At 67.7% G+C, this 16,982-nt stretch carries 14 protein-coding genes; 7 read left to right on the forward strand and 7 right to left on the reverse strand.

Annotated elements, in window-relative coordinates; translation table 11 throughout:
• The 3 genes from ACYVKI_RS13985 to ACYVKI_RS13995 all read left to right on the forward strand — a co-directional run.
• The coding region (locus ACYVKI_RS13985; RefSeq protein ID WP_460690978.1) for an LPXTG cell wall anchor domain-containing protein at positions 1–236 on the forward strand (236 nt) is incomplete at its 5' end.
• 292 nt (positions 237–528) lie between these two features.
• Positions 529–1,563, forward strand: a complete 1,035-nt coding sequence (locus ACYVKI_RS13990) for a glycosyltransferase family 2 protein (protein ID WP_460690979.1) — start codon at positions 529–531, stop codon at positions 1,561–1,563.
• 3 nt (positions 1,564–1,566) lie between these two features.
• On the forward strand, positions 1,567–1,770 hold the full coding sequence (locus tag ACYVKI_RS13995) for a hypothetical protein (RefSeq protein WP_460690980.1): 204 nt from the start codon (positions 1,567–1,569) through the stop codon (positions 1,768–1,770).
• 615 nt (positions 1,771–2,385) lie between these two features.
• Here ACYVKI_RS13995 and ahcY read toward each other — a convergent pair.
• The 3 genes from ahcY to ACYVKI_RS14010 are packed head-to-tail and all read right to left on the reverse strand — an operon-like array spanning position 2,386 to position 4,945.
• On the reverse strand, positions 2,386–3,861 hold the full coding sequence (gene ahcY, locus ACYVKI_RS14000) for an adenosylhomocysteinase (RefSeq protein WP_460690981.1): 1,476 nt from the start codon (positions 3,859–3,861) through the stop codon (positions 2,386–2,388).
• Entirely contained in the window at positions 3,858–4,067 is a 210-nt protein-coding gene (locus ACYVKI_RS14005; RefSeq protein ID WP_460690982.1) for a Trm112 family protein, read from the reverse strand. Before ACYVKI_RS14005 ends, ahcY begins: the two co-directional genes overlap by 4 nt.
• A gap of 59 nt (positions 4,068–4,126) precedes the next feature.
• Positions 4,127–4,945, reverse strand: coding sequence for an RDD family protein (locus tag ACYVKI_RS14010; RefSeq protein WP_460690983.1), 819 nt, complete (start codon positions 4,943–4,945; stop codon positions 4,127–4,129).
• Between the two features lie 193 nt (positions 4,946–5,138).
• Here ACYVKI_RS14010 and ACYVKI_RS14015 point away from each other — a divergent pair, with 193 nt between their 5' ends.
• A complete protein-coding gene (locus ACYVKI_RS14015) occupies positions 5,139–6,197 on the forward strand; it encodes an ATP-grasp domain-containing protein (protein ID WP_460690984.1) in 1,059 nt (352 codons plus the stop codon).
• A 10-nt stretch (positions 6,198–6,207) separates the two neighbouring features.
• Complete coding sequence (locus ACYVKI_RS14020) at positions 6,208–7,197, forward strand: stage II sporulation protein M (protein ID WP_460690985.1); 990 nt, start codon at positions 6,208–6,210, stop codon at positions 7,195–7,197.
• Positions 7,198–7,322: 125 nt separating this feature from the next.
• Here the strand turns inward: ACYVKI_RS14020 and ACYVKI_RS14025 are convergent, their stop codons facing one another.
• From ACYVKI_RS14025 to ACYVKI_RS14040, 4 genes are all read right to left on the reverse strand, one after another.
• Positions 7,323–8,300 carry a hypothetical protein gene (locus ACYVKI_RS14025; protein ID WP_460690986.1) on the reverse strand — a complete coding sequence of 326 codons (978 nt, stop codon included), beginning with the start codon at positions 8,298–8,300 and terminating at the stop codon, positions 7,323–7,325.
• A gap of 481 nt (positions 8,301–8,781) precedes the next feature.
• Entirely contained in the window at positions 8,782–11,748 is a 2,967-nt protein-coding gene (locus tag ACYVKI_RS14030; RefSeq protein WP_460690987.1) for a BTAD domain-containing putative transcriptional regulator, read from the reverse strand.
• A gap of 45 nt (positions 11,749–11,793) precedes the next feature.
• Entirely contained in the window at positions 11,794–13,932 is a 2,139-nt protein-coding gene (locus tag ACYVKI_RS14035; RefSeq protein WP_460690988.1) for an LCCL domain-containing protein, read from the reverse strand.
• Between the two features lie 8 nt (positions 13,933–13,940).
• Positions 13,941–14,519, reverse strand: a complete 579-nt coding sequence (locus ACYVKI_RS14040; RefSeq protein ID WP_460690989.1) for a hypothetical protein — start codon at positions 14,517–14,519, stop codon at positions 13,941–13,943.
• Between the two features lie 284 nt (positions 14,520–14,803).
• Between ACYVKI_RS14040 and ACYVKI_RS14045 the strand changes: the two genes are divergently transcribed.
• The gene (locus ACYVKI_RS14045; protein WP_460690990.1) at positions 14,804–16,252 is read left to right on the forward strand and encodes a TIGR01906 family membrane protein; all 1,449 of its coding nucleotides are present in this window, start codon (positions 14,804–14,806) and stop codon (positions 16,250–16,252) included.
• A gap of 156 nt (positions 16,253–16,408) precedes the next feature.
• Positions 16,409–16,831 carry an aspartate 1-decarboxylase gene (gene panD / locus ACYVKI_RS14050; protein ID WP_460691057.1) on the forward strand — a complete coding sequence of 141 codons (423 nt, stop codon included), beginning with the start codon at positions 16,409–16,411 and terminating at the stop codon, positions 16,829–16,831.
• The last annotated feature ends 151 nt before the right edge of the window (positions 16,832–16,982 follow it).

Here is a 16,982-nt window from a genome sequence, read left to right on the forward strand (position 1 = left end):
AGGACGGTGGCACTGAGGACGGTGGCACTGAGGACGGTGGCACTGAGGACGGTGGCACTGAGGACGGTGGCACTGAGGACGGTGGCACTGAGGACGGTGGCACTGAGGACGGTGGCACTGAGGACGGCTCGCTTGCCTCCACGGGTGTCTCCGGCTTCATTCTCGTGGCTGCAGCGGCGGCGGCCGCGCTGTCCCTTGGTCTGGTCCTGCTCCGTCGGAGCAAGGTGCGGGCTTGACCACCCGAGTGAGGCCCGTGGTTAGGGGTGCCGCCCCGCCGTTCATCGGAACGGCGGGGCGGCCCGCTGTCCCGCGTCATCGCCATGGGACGGCTACCGAGCTCGTCAGGCGTGGCGTAGCCGTCATCGTGGAGTCATTTTTCCGGGTAGTCCGTGCCTTCTGCACATGTCAGCCGCAGCCGAAGTACGGGCAAGTGACTCCGGGATGTCCCCGGACCTGCGGAGAGGCCTCCTCCGGGACCGGAGACCGACCGCCGATCCTCTCGAGGACGCACCAAGGAATATCACTCTCATGATCACTGCAGTTATCCCTGCGCATAACGAAGCGGCTGCCCTGCCCGGGACGCTGACGGCGCTCCGCGACCAGGATCCCGCCCCCGACCGAATCCTGGTCATCTCGGACAAGAGCACTGACGACACGGTCGGGATCGCGCGGCGCCATGGCGCCGAGGCGCTGGCCACCATCAATAACGATCATCGCAAGGCCGGGGCGCTCAATCAGGCGCTGGAGCACGTGAACCTGGACGGATTCGTCCTGATCCTCGACGCAGACACCCGATTGTCGCGGACCTTCATCGCCCGGGCCCTCCGGGAGATGGAGGACCCGGCCGTTGGTGGGGTCGGTGCCGTGTTCGGCGGCGAGCGACCCACCTCGTACCTGGAGCTGTGTCAGTACCTCGAATGGCACCGGTATCGGGAGCAGGTCAACCGGACCGGCAAGACGTTCATCATGTCCGGTACGGCCTCCCTGGTCCGTGGCAGAGCCCTTCGGCAGGTACGGATACGGACTGGGCAGTACTACAACACGGACACCATCACCGAAGACATGCGCCTGACGTTGGAGCTGAAGACCAGCGGGTGGGAGCTGCGGTCCCCGATCGAGTGCGGGGCGGCCACGGAGATGATGCCCACGGTCCGAATGCTCTGGCTCCAGCGGCGTCGCTGGTATCTGGGAGCGATGCAGAACGTCGCAGACATGGGGCTGACGCGCGTCACTGCGCGTTATTGGGGGCAACAGGTGATGCTGGGCCTGTCGGTGGTGCTGTTCTGGGGCCTGATCATCCTGACCATCACTTCGTTGGTGACCTACGGGCCGTCCCCTCCGACGCTGTTCTGGGCCTGCATCGGGGCGATATTCCTGGTTGAACGAGTCCTGTCCGTCTGGGACCAGCCGGTGCGCCTGCGGCTGTTCGCCGCGCTGATCGTTCCTGAGCTCATCTATGCCCTGATCCTGCAGACCGCCTGGGCTGGGGCCGTCGTGCAACGGCTCACCGGCTCCGACGGCGTCTGGAGCCACCTGAACACCACCACCAACGAGGAGATATGAACCATGTACGGAACCGACACTACGCAGTCCGCCGGCCTGGCGGCCATGGGCACCGCCCTCGGCGTCAGCGGCCACGTCATCGCCGTGGGGGTGCTCTTCATGGCGACTCTCACGCTGGTCACCATCACGCGGATTCTGCTTCACCGTGACAGGAAGACATCTCAGCCTGCGGGCCATCAGGGCACTCTCGGGTTGCCCGGCCCATGAGCGTCTCATTCCGCCTGGTCGTCCAGACCGGGCCTGCAGAAAGGCGCCTCCGTGGTCTTCCAGCACCATCACGTTCTATGACGTGTCAGCGGGCTGCGCTCCACGGTGTGACCGCATGATCACCGTCGGCCCCCAGACGAACGAAGCAGCGGAGCAGGAGAAGGACCACCGGCTTTGCTGATCGGTTCCTTCTCCGAGCCTATGTCGATGGGCCCGTCCCACGTCTAGCTGGTGACCCAGATGCTGCGTGAGCTCGGGCAGTGCTGGACGGGGAGCCGCTTCTGACGTGGGCAGTGCTGGAGTACGGGGACACCGTGGACACCGCTGCAGCCGTACCCCGTGCGGCACCCCGTGGTGTCGGCTCGCCCTGGGCGAGGACGGCTCCGCACTGGGCTGCCGACCTCGTGCAGTTCAGGCACCGGGTGGTGCATCGGGGAGACACGGGGCGGCACACGCTTCCGGACGTGAATGAGCTAGCGGAACGGGCCTTCGCGATCCGGCGCGGTGCGCTCATCAGCCGTCTCAAGCTCTCGCGGTGGCGCAGTGAGCCGTTGACACACGTGGGACCCGCACGGAGTGATCCGGGTGGGCCCCACGTGCAGGTGTCGGTGAGGCTCAGTAGCGGTAGTGCTCCGGCTTGTACGGACCGGCGACGTCGAGGCCGAGGTACTCGGCCTGGTCCTTGGTCAGCTCGGTGAGCTGCGCGCCCAGGGCGGGAAGGTGCAGGCGGGCGACCTTCTCGTCGAGGACCTTCGGCAGCGTGTAGACCTCGTTCTGGTAGCTGCCCTCGCCGGGGCGGACCTTGTGGGACTTGGCGAAGATCTCGATCTGGGCGATCACCTGGTTGGCGAAGCTGGCGCTCATCACGAAGCTGGGGTGGCCGGTGGCGTTGCCCAGGTTCAGCAGGCGACCCTCGGAGAGCACGATGATGGACCGGCCGTCGGCCTCCGGGAACACCCACTCGTGGACCTGCGGCTTGATCTCCACCTTCTCGATGCCGGGGATCGCGGCCAGCCCGGCCATGTCGATCTCGTTGTCGAAGTGGCCGACGTTGCCGACGATGGCCTTGTCCTTCATCTGCTGCATGGCGGCCGCGGAGATGATGTCCTTGCCGCCGGTGGTGGTGATGAAGATGTCGCCCTGGTCGATGACCTCGTCCAGGGTGGCCACCTGGTAACCGTCCATGGCGGCCTGCAGGGCGATGATGGGGTCGATCTCGGTGATGATGACCCGCGCGCCCTGGCCGCGCAGCGCCTCGGCTGCGCCCTTGCCGACGTCGCCGTAGCCGCAGACCACGGCGACCTTGCCGCCGATGAGCACATCGGTGGCGCGCATGATGCCGTCGGGCAGGGAGTGGCGGATGCCGTACTTGTTGTCGAACTTGGACTTGGTGACCGAGTCGTTGACGTTGATCGCCGGGAAGAGCAGCTGACCGTCGCGGGCCAGCTGGTAGAGCCGGTTCACTCCGGTGGTGGTCTCCTCGGTGACGCCGAGCAGGTTCTGCGCCGCCGAGGTCCAGCGCTGCGGGTTCTCCGCCAGGGAGGACCGCAGGGTCTCCAGGACGATGCGGTACTCCTCCGGGTCCTCCTCGGTGGCCGAGGGGACGGCGCCGGCGGCCTCGAACTCGACGCCCTTGTGGACCAGCATGGTGGCGTCGCCGCCGTCGTCGAGGATGATGTTGGCCCCCTGGGCGGGGTCCTCGTCGGCACCGGGCCAGGCGAAGATCTGGCTGGCGGTCCACCAGTACTCCTCCAGGGTCTCGTTCTTCCAGGCGAAGACCGGCACCCCCTGCGGGTCTGACGGGGTGCCGTCACCGACGACGACGGCGGCGGCGGCCTCGTCCTGGGTGGAGAAGATGTTGCAGGAGGCCCAGCGGACCTCGGCGCCCAGGGCGGTGAGGGTCTCGATCAGCACCGCGGTCTGCACGGTCATGTGCAGCGAGCCGGCGATGCGGGCACCGGCCAGCGGCTGGGACTCGCCGTACTCCTCGCGCAGCGCCATCAGGCCGGGCATCTCATGCTCGGCCAGGCGGATCTGGTGGCGGCCGGCCTCATGCAGGGAGATGTCGGCGATCTTGTAGTCGAAGCTCATGGGGTGGGGGTCTCCTCTGGAGTGTCGCGGGAGGCGGCGTCGGCCAACAGGCGAGGCACGCCGTGCTCGATGGGATAACGGATGCTGTCGTCGCTGACGGAGACCAGGAGATCGCCGTCCTGGCGCAGCGGGGCTGCCGTGAGGGGACAGCGCAGGATCTCGAGGACGTCGGGGGAGATGACGTGCGTCTGGGGTGCACTGGGCATGGCTCACAGCCTATCGCGGGGTGTGGAGGTCAGAGCTCGACGTCGTCACCTCAGGTCACTCAGGAGTAGGGCAGGGTGTGCAGCCGGCGGCCGAGCTCGGCGGTGCGGTCCTGCTGGCGGCGGAGCCGGCGGTACTCGCGGTTGCGGCGTTCGGCCATGACCGCGGTGAGGAACTCCATGGAGGTCGACGGCGGCGGGGGTGGGGCGATGTGCGGGCGCAGCTCGGCGGCGAGCTGGTCGGCGGTGCGATGCAGCACCGCCAGGTTGTCGCCTCGGCCGGTGGTCTCCATCCGGCGCAGCAGCCGGGAGATCCGCAGGGCGAGGCGGTCGGGGATGCGGCCGAGGTCGGCGATCTGGGTCCAGGAGGTCAGGTGCTGGGGCACCGGCAGCATCATCGGTTTCACCTTCGGCTGGCGGACCAGGATGCCGTAGGTGCCGGCGGCCATGTCGCCGAGGCGTTTGCCGCGGGCGTTGAGCATGCCGCAGAACAGCGGCAGCACCCCGAAGGTGATGAAGATCTCCGGGAAGCCGACCAGTCCACGGATGAGGGCATGGCGCAGCCGCACGGTGCCGCCGTCGTCACGGACGATCCGGACCCCCATGATGAGGCGTCCCAGGGACCGGCCTCGGGAGAGGGCCTCGACGGCGACCGGCAGGATGACGAAGCAGAGGACCAGGGTGAAGAGGCTGACGGCGGCGTACATGGCCGGGTCCATGGTCTCCAGGGCCGCCCCGGAGAAGTAGCCGAAGAGCAGCTGGATGCCGATGAAGATCAGCGCGTGGATCACGAGGTCGATCAGCAGGGAGGCTCCGCGCACGGCCACCGAGGCGGCAGGCAGCTCCAGCTGGACGGCCTCTCCGGTGATCACGGTGCGCATGGGTCCACTCTACTGAAGCGATCGAGGATGCCCCGTGGGGTGACGCGGGCAGAGTCTTCCCACCCGACGCCAAGGTCCCCACCAGCTCCGATGCTTAGCGTCTCCGCTGGGTCAGGGGCGTCCCTGATCCGGACTGGAGAGACCCGCGCGCCGCTGTGGGCGCGGGCTCGCCGACGACGACAGGAGGCTGAGCGTGGCTCCACGCGACTACGAGGCCGCCCAGCGGTTCATGCGGCAGCAGGGATTCAATCCCAGAACCTGGAGCAACGTGGTGATGGTGGCCGCGGCGCTCGAGCGGGGCATCGAGGTGTATGCCAAGCCGGAGAGGAAGAGCATCTTCCTCCGCCACGGGTCGGTGGAGAATCGGTGGCAGGCGGGGAGTTCCCGGCTGAACTCGCGCCTGGCCAGACGGTGTCTCAACCGGAAGGACGTCCTCAACCGTCTGCTGCGCGACTCCGGACTCCCCGCCCCGGAGAACTGCGTCTTCGAGGCGGCGGAGGTCGACAGAGCGTGGGCATGGGCCGAGCCGATCGCGCCGGTGGTGGTGAAGCCCCTGGACGGTCGACAGGGGAAGGACGTCCACATGGGGGTCCGCGATGCGAGCACCCTCGCCCGGGTCTTCCAGGAGCTGTCCGCGCGGCATCAGAACATCCTGGTCGAGGACCAGATCCTGGGGGACGACCACCGGGTGCTGGCCGTCGACGGGGAGGTCGTCGCGATCACCCGACGCCGTCCTGCCAATGTCCACGGCGACGGCACGGCGACCATCGGTGAGCTCGTCGAACGCAAGAACGCCGTCCGCAGCATCGGTCATAAGAAGATCGCCCTGGACGGGATCGCCCGGGATTTCCTGGCGTCGCAGGGACTCACCCTGGACAGCGTCCCGGCGGCCGGTCAGGAGGTGCAGATCCGGGAATCGGCGAACCTGGCCACCGGTGGTGATGCCATCGACGTCACTGATGAGGTGGCCGGGAGGGTCCGGACCCTCGTGGCGCACGCCATGGAGGCCATCCCCGGGCTCCGGTGCGCCGGGCTCGACGTGGCCATCCCTCAGGATGCTGCGGACGGCGGGATGGGCATCATCGAGATCAACGGCAGCCCGGCGATCCAAGGCCATCATTTCCCCTGGGCAGGCACGCCGCGTGATGCCGCGGGGGCGGTGCTGGATGCCATGTTCCCGGCCACGCGCGGTGCTCCGGTCGCGGCGAAGACGCCTCGCCGTGATGAGCGGATCTCCCGGGCGGTCATATAGTCTCGAGGGCGTGGACATCGATGCCTTCGTCGCCGTGCATCAGTCGGAGTGGGACCGCTTGGCGGTGCTCTCCGACAGGCGCCGCCTGAGTGCGGCGGAGGCTGACGAGCTGCTGCGTCTCTACGAGCGCACCTCCACCCACCTGTCCATGGTGCAGGCGGTCGAACCTGGTGGTTCCTTGGCCGCAGGGCTCTCTGCCCGGCTGGGGCGGGCCCGGACCCAGCTGACGGGATCGGGCGGCAACGTCTTCCAGGGCATCGCCTATTTCTTCGTCCAGTCGCTGCCGGCGGCGTTCTACCGCATCCGCTGGCTGACGGTGATTTTGGGTGCGGCGTTCATCGCGGTGGCGGTGGGCTATGGCATCTGGACCTATCACCACCCGCAGCTGGATCTGCTCATGCCGGAGGCGGAGCGTCAGGAGTATGCCGGCTCGCAGTTCGAGGAGTACTACTCGGAGCATCCGAACTCTTCCTTCGCCGCCCAGGTGTGGACCAACAACGCCTGGATCGCCGCTCAGGAGGTGGCCTTCGGGGTGACTGGCGTCTGGGTGCCGTTCATCCTCTTCGTCAATGCCCAGAGCGTGGGCATCGCCGGCGGGGTCATGGCTGAGCAGGGCGCGGCCGATGTCTTCTGGCTGAACATCCTGCCGCACGGGCTGATGGAGATCACCGCGATCTTCATTGCGGGTGCTGCGGGGCTGCGGATCTTCTGGGCCTGGGTGGCGCCGGGGCAGCAGCGCCGCCTGACCTCGTTGGCCTATGAGGGTCGGCGGCTGATCACGGTGGCGGTGGGGCTGGTGATCGTGCTGCTGGTCTCCGGGGTCGTGGAGGGTTTCGTGACGCCCAGCGCCCTGCCGTCCTGGCTGAAGATCCTCATCGGTGCGATCGTGCTGGTGGCCTACTGGGTGTACACCCTGGTGTTGGGCGGGCGTGCCCAGCGTGCCGGCGTCACCGGGGATCTGGGCCGGTACGACGCCGGTGCCCACGAACTGACCGCCTGAGCTCCTCCAGCGCCTGCATGTGCCGGGCCGCGACCTGAAGGTGGCTGGGGCGGACCTGATCGGTGATCTCCACGCTCTCCGCCGGGCCGGCTGCCGGGCCGGCGATGGGTCCGTGTCTGCGGCGTTCAGGGGGCACCGGGCGCTTGGGCGGAGTGGTCCGGCCTGCGCCGTCCCCAGTCCCGGGCCTTGGCACCCATCTCGCCGAACGTCCGACTGGCCTGCTGGAGCTTGCCCTCCCACTCGGGGTGGGGCACCTGACCTGCGGTCACTGTGGCCCAGACCTGCAGCATGGCTGTGACGGCGAAAGGCTCCACCACGGCCATTCTGATCGCCCAGGTGAGGCTCAGGGTCAGCAGCAGAGGCACGAGTCCTCCGGTCACCGGCAGCAGCCACACCGCCAGTGCGACCGGCCCGACCAGGACCAAGAAGATCAGCAGCGTCAGCCCCCACACGCCCAGGGTGAGCTTCACCGCGTTCTTCAGGAACTGCTGGTAGTTCTGCGCGTAGAGGATCAGTCCCTGGCGGCTGGTCTCCCACGGATTGGTGGAGCGCACACGAAGGTTGTGTCCCAGGATGGTCTCATCCACGTAGGTCAGTGAACTGTTGATCACGGTGCTGCCGATCGTGGCGACTTTGCCCGTCCCGGGGAGCGGCAGGATGTTCGCGACGCGGACGGCCAGTCGGTTGAACGCTTTGAGTATCCCTCTGATGACGGCATCGACGCCGAAGAGAACCGACATCTCGACGAAGCGTTCCTTGACCGCCTGCTGCCCAAACCTGACCTGGCCTTGTCCCGCGGGGAGAGCACGGCCGTCGATCGCCTCCACCAGCACTGCGATATGCGCGGACTTGACCATATAGAGCAGGTAGCGGCGCAACAGCGCCAGGATGCCCAGGCAGGCGACGAACCCGATGATGCCGCCGATGGTGGCACCGGCAGGGGTGGACCCGCCGATTGCTCCGGTCATGGCACCGATGCCGGCGCCGATTGCCGTGATGATGATCCAGCCGACCGCGATGCCCAGATAGACCAGCAGTCGGAAGATCAGGAACGGCATCGTGCGCAGGAGCAGCCTCATGGTGGCGCCGTAGGAGAAATCCATGACTGTGGGTCCTCTCTCGATGGGACTCTACAGTAGGTACGGGGGTGTAAAGCCGGTGTAATGCTCCTCCTGGCGGCTGTTCTACGGTCGCATGACGGTCATCAGGTCAGCATGGGCGTATCCGCAGGGCGGCCGGTCCTGCCTGAGCCAGAGAGGACACACCATGGCAAGGATGATGCCTGTTGCCTCATCGGCCGGACTGGCGACGATGCTGATGGTCAGCGGCTGCGGCCAGGCCGGGGTGCACCACACCGAGGAGACGGTCAGGTCGATTCCGCAGGAGGACGGCAGTCTGATGGTCGAAGTGGACATGCGGCTCACCAATGCCTTCACAGCGCCGCAGAGATCGCACTGGGTCCCGAAGGGGAGAGGATCTCCCGGGTGCCGGTCGAGATCTCTGACCTGATCGAGGCTCAGGCGGTTGGGCTCTGGTGCAGCCCGTCCGGAGCCCAGCGAGTTGTCGTCCGATCTCTCCGAGTGGTCAGACTGACAGGTGCGCGCAGGCCTCCTGAGCCCGTCGCAGCGCCACCGGGCCGGTCTGTGCGGCACCCAGGGCGAACTCGGACTCGTACGTGACAGACCCCAAAGTCTGCTGAAGGGAGGTCGTGGCCTCTTCCACACCGGGGACGCTCTGTGGGTTCTGGCCCAGGCCCGAGCGACTTCGCAGTGTGTCGGCTGCTCCGAGCAGGCGGGTGGCCGCCAACAGGCTGCCCTGCTCCACCAGCAGCACCGCGGCCAGCTCGAGGAGCCCGGGAATCCACCAGGCGTCGGAGAACCGGTGCTCCTGGGCGAGCCTCATGGACTCGAGCATGTGCTCTGTGGCTGCTCGATGCTCTCCTGCTGCGCAGGCGCTGAGGCCCAGGTTCCAATGGCTGCGGCACAGTTCGAGGGGCTCCCCGAGCTCCAGCCGGATCGTGTGCGCGGAGCGGACCAGGGCATCTGCCGTGGCGGCATCGCCGCGTTCGGCCGCGAGATAGGAACGACGTTCCAGCACCAGGGCTTCGAACGCGCGGGCACCGGTGCGGCGGGTGACGGCGAGGGCGCGTGTGAAGTGCTCATCGGCGTCCTCGAGCCTGCCCAGCTTCTGCGCCGCGATGCCTGAGTTGATCCCGGCCCGCAGCATCCCGGAGTCGTGTCCCAGCTGTTCGAAGGTCTGCTGGGCCTCAGCAAAGGTGGCGTAGGCCTGGGCATGGTCTCCGTCGTGAGAGACGGCGGCGGCCAATAGCAGTTTGGCGGACGCCGTGCCGGCCGCATCCTCGGCCGTCTCGCGCAGTGCGATGCACCGGGCAGCGGCATCCTCGACTTTCTTCGTGCTGTCCCCGGAGTCCAGGTAGAACCATGCGGCGGTCTCGAAGAGGTCGGCCAAGGTCTGGGCCTCGATCTCGTCCTCCCGCATCAGCAGCCGCTCGAGGCGGCGGATCGCCTCGCGATGCGTGCGCCGGGAGGTCCAGTAGTGTCGCAGTTGGGTGCACATCTGCGCCGCTGTGTTCGGGTCTTCGCGTTCGGCCTCGTCCAGCACGGCACGGACATCGTGGGCGTAGGCGTCCAGTCGGGCGAAGTGTGCCGGCGCCTCGGCGCTCTGGCTTCCTGAGTGGGTGCGGCGGACCAGGGTCTGCACGGCGTCGTGAAGCCGATGCCGCAGTTCCGGTGCGTCTGCGGACTGCCCCAGGAGCTCGCGCGCCACCGTATGCACCGGCGCCAGCAACCGGTACCAGCAGGTGCTGTTCTGGTGGTCGGTCTGCATGAGCGAACTGGCGGCGAGCGCCTCCAGCTGTTCGGCGAGGTTCTGCTCCGTCAACGATCCACCGAGGCAGACGTTGTGCACCCCGGTGAAGTCGAAGGCACTGTGGAACACCGCCAGCCTGACCAGTAGCGTCCTCTGGATCGTCGGGAGGGTGTCGATGGTCCACCGGAGGGCGACCTGCATCGATCGATGTCGCTCGGGGCGGTCGTGTTCCGTGCCCTCCATCGAGGTGCCTCGGCGCAGTTGGTCGACGATGTCTCCGATCGAGAGCACCGAAGATTTGGCCGCAGCCAGCTCGATGCCCAGCGGATGACCAGCCAAGAGTCGGCAGGCCTGAGCAACCTGCGGAGCGCTGCGGTGGTCCAGCTGCAGGTGATCGGCTCTGGCCTGCGCGCGTGCCAGGAAGAGCTGGACCGCGTCACTGCGCTCACAGGCTTGCGGTGTGTCATCCTCCGGCAGGTCCAGCAGCGGAATCTGCCAGGCGCGTTCAGCCTGCAGGTGCAGGGCGGTGCGGCTGGTCACCAGCAGGCTGAGGTGGGGGCAGTGGGTGATCAGCTCATGGGCCGTGTCCGCCACGGGCCTGCTGAGGTGCTCGGCGTTGTCCAGCACGATCAGCATGCGCGAGGTGCCGATATGTGCGGCGAGACTGCCGGTGGTCTCCGCCCGGCTGTCTGCGGCCTGAGCGATCTCTGCCGGTACCACGGAGCCGTCCTCCACCGGGCCGAGGCCCACGAAGGTCACCCCGTCCGGGAACTCCCCGGCTGCTGCGCGAGCCGCCTGGACTGCGAGGCGGGTCTTCCCCGACCCGCCCAGGCCGAGGACGGTGACCAGGCGACCGGTGGTGACCAGCTCAGCGAGCTCGGCGACCTGGTCAGCACGTCCGACGAACTCCGTCGTGTAGCTGGGCAGACGCACTGCGGCAGGGGCTGGCGGATCGAGTTGGGGGTCTTGGTTGAGGACGGCGGTCTCGGTCTCCACCAAGGATGGGCCGGGGTCCAGTCCGAGTTCGTCCAGCAGGAGTGCTTTGGCACGCTGGAAGGTTTCGAGCGCATCGGCTTGGCGGCCCGCCCAGTAGAGGGCGGTCATGAGCAGTTCCCAGGCCCGCTCACGGTAGGGGTGGCGCCGGACCAGTTCCTCCAGTGCGGCGACGTCAGGGGGCAGCCCCTCGGCGTGGAGGCGGGCCTCAGCCAGGTGCAGCTCCGTCTCTTCCTTGATGGTGATCAGGGACGAGCTCTCCATCCGCAGGAGCCCGTGATCGGGCCACTGGGGGTCGCGCCAGAGAGCGATGGCCTCCTGGAGCGTCGCGTGCGCCGCGGGGTAACGCCGCTGGTGCAGCAGCTCGCGGCCTCGGTCGGCCAGTGCACGGAACTGGCGTGCGTCCACGAGGTCAGGGTCCACGGCCAGCCGATATCCGGACTCCGTGGTCTCCAGCAGGTCCTCGCCGAGCGTCTTGCGCAGCTGGGAGATCAGCACGCGCAAGGAGGTGGCGGCAGTCGGCGGGGCCTCGTCCCGCCAGACGACGTCGATCAGGCGCTCGCGGGTCACCGCCTCGCCGGCGTTCAGAGCCAGAGCGACCAGCGCGGACACGCGTCGTTCACCCCGGATGGTCTCCGTAGCGTCGACAGAATCCACCGCGACCGGGCCCAGAATGGTGATCCTGGGAGCCTTCCGGTCGCTGTCGGCCGCAACGTCGGTGGCGATCATGATGCCGCCAGATTACGCGGCTCCCAGCCGCTTGTCAGCAGATGTTCAGGAATCGGCTGATTCGGTGAATTGGAACCCGCTCCCTGTCCGTACCCACTGTCTTGGGTCGATGCCGTGGCGAGGTTCCGGCTCGATCTCCTGATGACGGACGTCGTCGAGCAGCTCCACCTCGAAGGTTCCGCCCTCATCCAGGGTGGCCTGACCAGCGTGGACCGCAGCGGCGCAGACCGGGGAGGTGGTCCAGTAGACGTCGGTGCCCCAGATGCGGGTGTTGGTGCGGCCGTCGCTCTCGGCCTCCGGTGCGCAGGTGACCTCGAATCGATCGCCCTCCTCGAACCCGTACCGCTCGCGGATCTCCCGGACGGAGGTGTTCCAGGACGCGTCGATCGTTCCTGCCGGGGGCTCCTCATGGTCCCAGGCTGACCAGGGTGAGAACTCCTCGCCGTCCGCTTCCCCCTCGTTGACGTGTCGGACGCGATCTGCTGTGCGTGCGGAGAGCACCACGGAGATGTCACCGGTGGCCCAGAGGTCCAGGACGCAGTGACTGAGGTGGGGCTGCGTCTCGATGCCGGCGGTGCGGCAGACGGCCTCGGCCTGGGCGATCTCCGGATCCTCGGGGTCGAGATCGTCAGCTTCTATGCTGCCGCTCGCAGGGAAGCTCAGATCGGTGTAGGTGGCGGTGGACTCGCCCTCGGCGTAGTCGAAGAGCGACTCATCATCGGTGATGCGCCAGGTGTCCCCGAAGTCTCGGTAACGAGTGGTTCGGTCGCCGAGCGCCCTGAGGCTGAACTCTTCGCCGTCGCGGCTCATCCAGCCGGGCTCGTCGGCGTGTGCGCCGCCCAGCAGGCCCACGAACCCGGGAACCTCCTCTGCGAGGTCGATATAGACATCGAGGTACTGGTGATCGGAGCGGTGGCGCAGTGACACGGAGACGGTATGCCCTCGGTCTGTGGTGACCTGCAGGTAGGTGTCGTCGAGCACCGAAGCGTGCCAGCCTGCGGCTTCGAGGGCCGCGTGGAGGTCCGCACCGGCGACGCTCTCTCCATCGATCCGAGAGACGATCTCCTCGTCCTCGTAGACGAGGGTCAGACGCCGGGCGTCGGACTCGATCGCCACGCCGGTGTTGAACGCCAGTCCGTCCAGATAGGCGGGCTCCATCCGCACCTGGACCTCGAGGTCGTCCCCGGAGGTCAGAACGAACTCCCCGACGAGGTGAAACTGCACGGTGCCGCCGTGATAGGAGGACAGGTAGGGATCTCCATGCGTGCTGCTGCACGGTGGGGCGCTGCAGTACGGGGCGGGCGGCGGGGGCGGTGCGCAGTCGGTGCCGATGTTGCCGTTGCACAGGGCGTTGTCCCAGCTGGATCCGCCGCCTCCGCCTGGTCCGAGGTTCTCGAACCAGTCGACGATGCATTCCCAGACCGAGCAGTCGCTCACGGCATCTCCCATGCCCTCGATCATGTCCTGAGACTTGGCCGGCAGCCGCGGACGGTCGGAGCCCTCCACGACGGCTGCCAGCTGCTGGCTGAAGGTGCCGGGCCGGATGTCGCCCTGTTCGTCGCGGTAGCCGGCGTAGAGGTAACGCTCGGCCTCGAGCCGCTGGCTGAGCATCTCCAGGCCGCTGAGGCCGGCCTCATCCTCATGATTGGCCATCGGCAGGGTCTGCAGGAACGCCAGCTCATAGCTGATGATGTCGCCGGCCCGGATGCCTTCGACCGCGGTCAGGTCCAGGTCGAGGTGGTCCTGGTAGCCGATATGCTCGGCGCCGTCGTGGACGGTGCCGAGCATGGCGAGTGCGTGAGCCTCTTCGAACTCCACGTAACCGGCGATGACGTCCACGTCATCACGGGGGGAATCGTCCGGAGCCAGGACCTGCGCATCGAGCGCCCCGACGCGGTGGAAGCTGGCGCCGCCGGGCAGCTCCACGGTCTCTGTGGCCTCAGAGCCCAACCAGGCGAAGATCTCCTCGTCCAGCGTCTCGGCCTCTGCCGCACCGACCACGGCGACCTGCTGGAACAGCCAGAGATCCTGAACGTGCTCAAGGCTGCCGACGCCGGCGGTGGCGACGTCCGCGTGGACATCCTCCGCAGGTGCAGACGGAGAGGTCTCAGCACTGTCCGGGTCCGGGCCGCCGCAGCTGACCAGAACCAGTGCTGCGGCCAGGAGAGCCGACCAGGGGCCCATGCTTCTCATCAGTCTGTCCCGCAGGTGAGGCTGAAGGTCAGTTCGCCTCCGTCGGGGGTGACCTCGGCAGCACGACTGACGCTGTCCGGATCGAGGTGGAGGCTTCCGGAGACGGCATCGGCATCGCCGTCGGCGTCGGCGCCGAACTGGGTGCTTCCCCGGTAGCCCTCCCCATCGCCGATGGTGCCGCCCTCGCCGGGGAAGAAGATCTCGACTCCGACGTCGTCTGCGGCCAGGACGATGGTGTCGTCGTCGCTGGCACTGCGATCGAAGATGAGCTGAATGGTGAGGTCGAAGTCGTCGCCACCTGCGCGGATCTGTCGGATGTCGGGCTCGGGGCGTCCGGTGGAGCAGCTGACCCGCTCCACGACGAGCTCATCGCCCAACCAGGTCGCCTCACCGTGGCTCTCGGACGCCTCGGCAGAGCCTGCACCGTCTTCGGCGTCAGGACTCTCCGCCGCCTGGTCGGCGCCGCCTGCCGCCTCTTCTGATGCCTCGTCGTCGGTCTGGTTCTCAGAGTCGTCGCAGGCGGTGAGCATCAGGCTGAGAGCGCATATGCCGGCCGCGGCGCCGAATCGGTGCATCATGGGTCTGTTCCTCGTCATCCTGGGGTCCGGAGCCTCACTCCGGCTGGTGTCCCCTCAGCGTGAGACACACCCGTAAAGCGCTCGTAATGCGGGTGCGCTGTCATCAGCGGAAGGCACCGTCCGATCCGGCCATCGGAGCTCGTCGCACAAGGTCAGCACCTGTGGCCCCAGCCGTGGCGGGAGACTGACCGCGCCGTTTGAACCACACTGCGGCAGGTCTGCGTGGAAATGCCCGGACATGACCGTACCCTCGAGAGTGGAATGCACTGCGTGGAGAGGCGATCATGAGCGCGAATTCGAAGCGGTCCGAGAACGAGGAGACCGCCGGAGCCAGCAACGATTTCGAGTCGGGGCTCGACTACGGTGCGTTCGCCGAGGATGACCCGGACTTCCCGGAGGACCACCTGGATGCTGAGGGCACCCCGGGAGAGAAGGCCGCGTCAGACACGGCGCGGTCCGGCGAGGCGCGGTCCGGCGAGACACGGGCTGATGAGGCCCGGGCTGATGAGGCCCGGGCTGATGAGGAGGCGTCCGGTGAGGGTGCCACCACCGCGGTGCCGCGTCCGGCCCAGGCTGAGACCCGTCCGCTCGACGACGTCACCCCCGTCGGCACGGCGGCTTCCAGCCCGGCCGACGCATCCGCCGACGCCCCCGCCGGCACGACTGGTCGGAGCTCCAGCACAGCTGATGAGACGGCCGCCCTGCCGAAGACGACGGCCGGCTCGCCTGCCGCCTCGCCTGCTGCCGCGGACTCGGAGGAGTCGATCTCCGCGGAATCCCAGCCGGTGCAGTCTTCAGCAGATCCTGCCCCCGCACCGGTGGCGCAGTCGCCGGCCCCGGCCGCTCCTGAGGAGGAGCCCTACCGCCCCTCCTATGAGACGGCGATCGCCGGTGGACCAGTCTCTCGCAGCGACTCCGGCGAGGCCATCACCGATGCGGACCTGGACGAGGAGGTCTCCCGAGACAAACGGGGCGTCTCGCGCGTCTTCCAGGTGATCATCGCGATCTTCGTGCCGCTGATGGTCACGGTGGCGGCGATCCGGTTGGTCGCCTCCCCGGCGTTCCTGTGGATCGCGTATCACCGGCCGGGATTCCCGGGGGACACGTTCGGCTTCGACACGGCCGACCGGCTGCTCTACGGGTCCTACGGCATGGATTACCTGTTCAACGCCGCCGACTCCCGGTACCTGTCTGAGCTGGCGCCGGGCGGGGAACAGCTGTTCACTGAGGCGGAGGTCAGCCATATGACCGACGTCAAGATGGTCATGATGATCTCCATGGGCGCCGGACTGTTCCTGCTGCTGCTCACGCTCCTCTTCGCCCTGCTGCTGCGGCGCTGGCGCCCGGGAGGAGTGGCCCGCGGGTTCTTCTCCGGCGCCTGGGTGACCCTGGGTCTGATCGCCGCGGGGGCTGTCGCCGCCATCCTGAGCTGGCAGCAGTTCTTCGACACCTTCCACCGGATCCTCTTCGAGGACGGGACCTGGACCTTCAGCCCGGACTCCACGCTGATCCGCCTCTACCCGGAGCAGTTCTGGATGGACGCCGGGATCGCCGTGGTCGGGCTGGTGGCGATCATCGCGATCCTCACCCTGATCATCACCTGGCCCACCAAGCGCCGTCGGGCCCGCCGTCAGGCACGGTTGGAGGAGGTCTACGCGATCCGGCGCGAGAAGCTGGTGGCCGAGCTGACCAAGGACGCGGAGTACTCCAACGCGCCGAAGGCCCGCCGCTGAGCGCACGGGTCCGCTCCCGATGACTGGAGCGCGCACTGGTGGGGCCCCGCAGACATCCTGCGGGGCCCCACCAGTTCCAGTACCCTGTTGGAGGTGTTTCGCATGTCTGCGGAGCCCCTCATCCAGGAGCGCATCGACCTCACCAGGGAGACTGACATGCTGCGAACCGTCATGGCCGGCAAGATCCACCGCGCCACGGTGACCCAGGCCGATCTCCACTACGTCGGGTCCGTCACCGTCGACCAGGACCTCCTGGACGCAGCCGGAATCCTCGAAGGCGAGCAGGTGCAGATCGTCGATATCACCAACGGGGCGCGCCTGGAGACCTACACCATCGCTGGGGAACGCGGCACCGGAGTGATCGGCATCAACGGTGCCGCCGCCCATCTGATCCAGCCCGGGGACCTGGTCATCCTCATCTCCTATCAGATGGGTACTGACGCCGAGATCGCCGAGCACACGCCCCGGGTGGTCCATGTGGATGAGTCGAACCGGGTGGTCGCTCTGGGGAAGGACGCGGCGGAGGCAGTCCCCGGAGCCAGCGATCAGGTCTCGGCTCGAGTGCTGGAGAGCCGGTGACCTGCGATGATGCGTGTTCTGCGAGGAGAGTTGCAGATGTCCAGGGCTTCGCGGAACGCCCGTCGGGGCGTGTTCAGGTCACGCCGGGATGACGTTTCGCTGAATGAACCCTGGAAGCCAGTGGTACCATCTACCCTGCGCGCGTCGGCGG

It is taken from the genome of Nesterenkonia suensis (assembly GCF_054782935.1).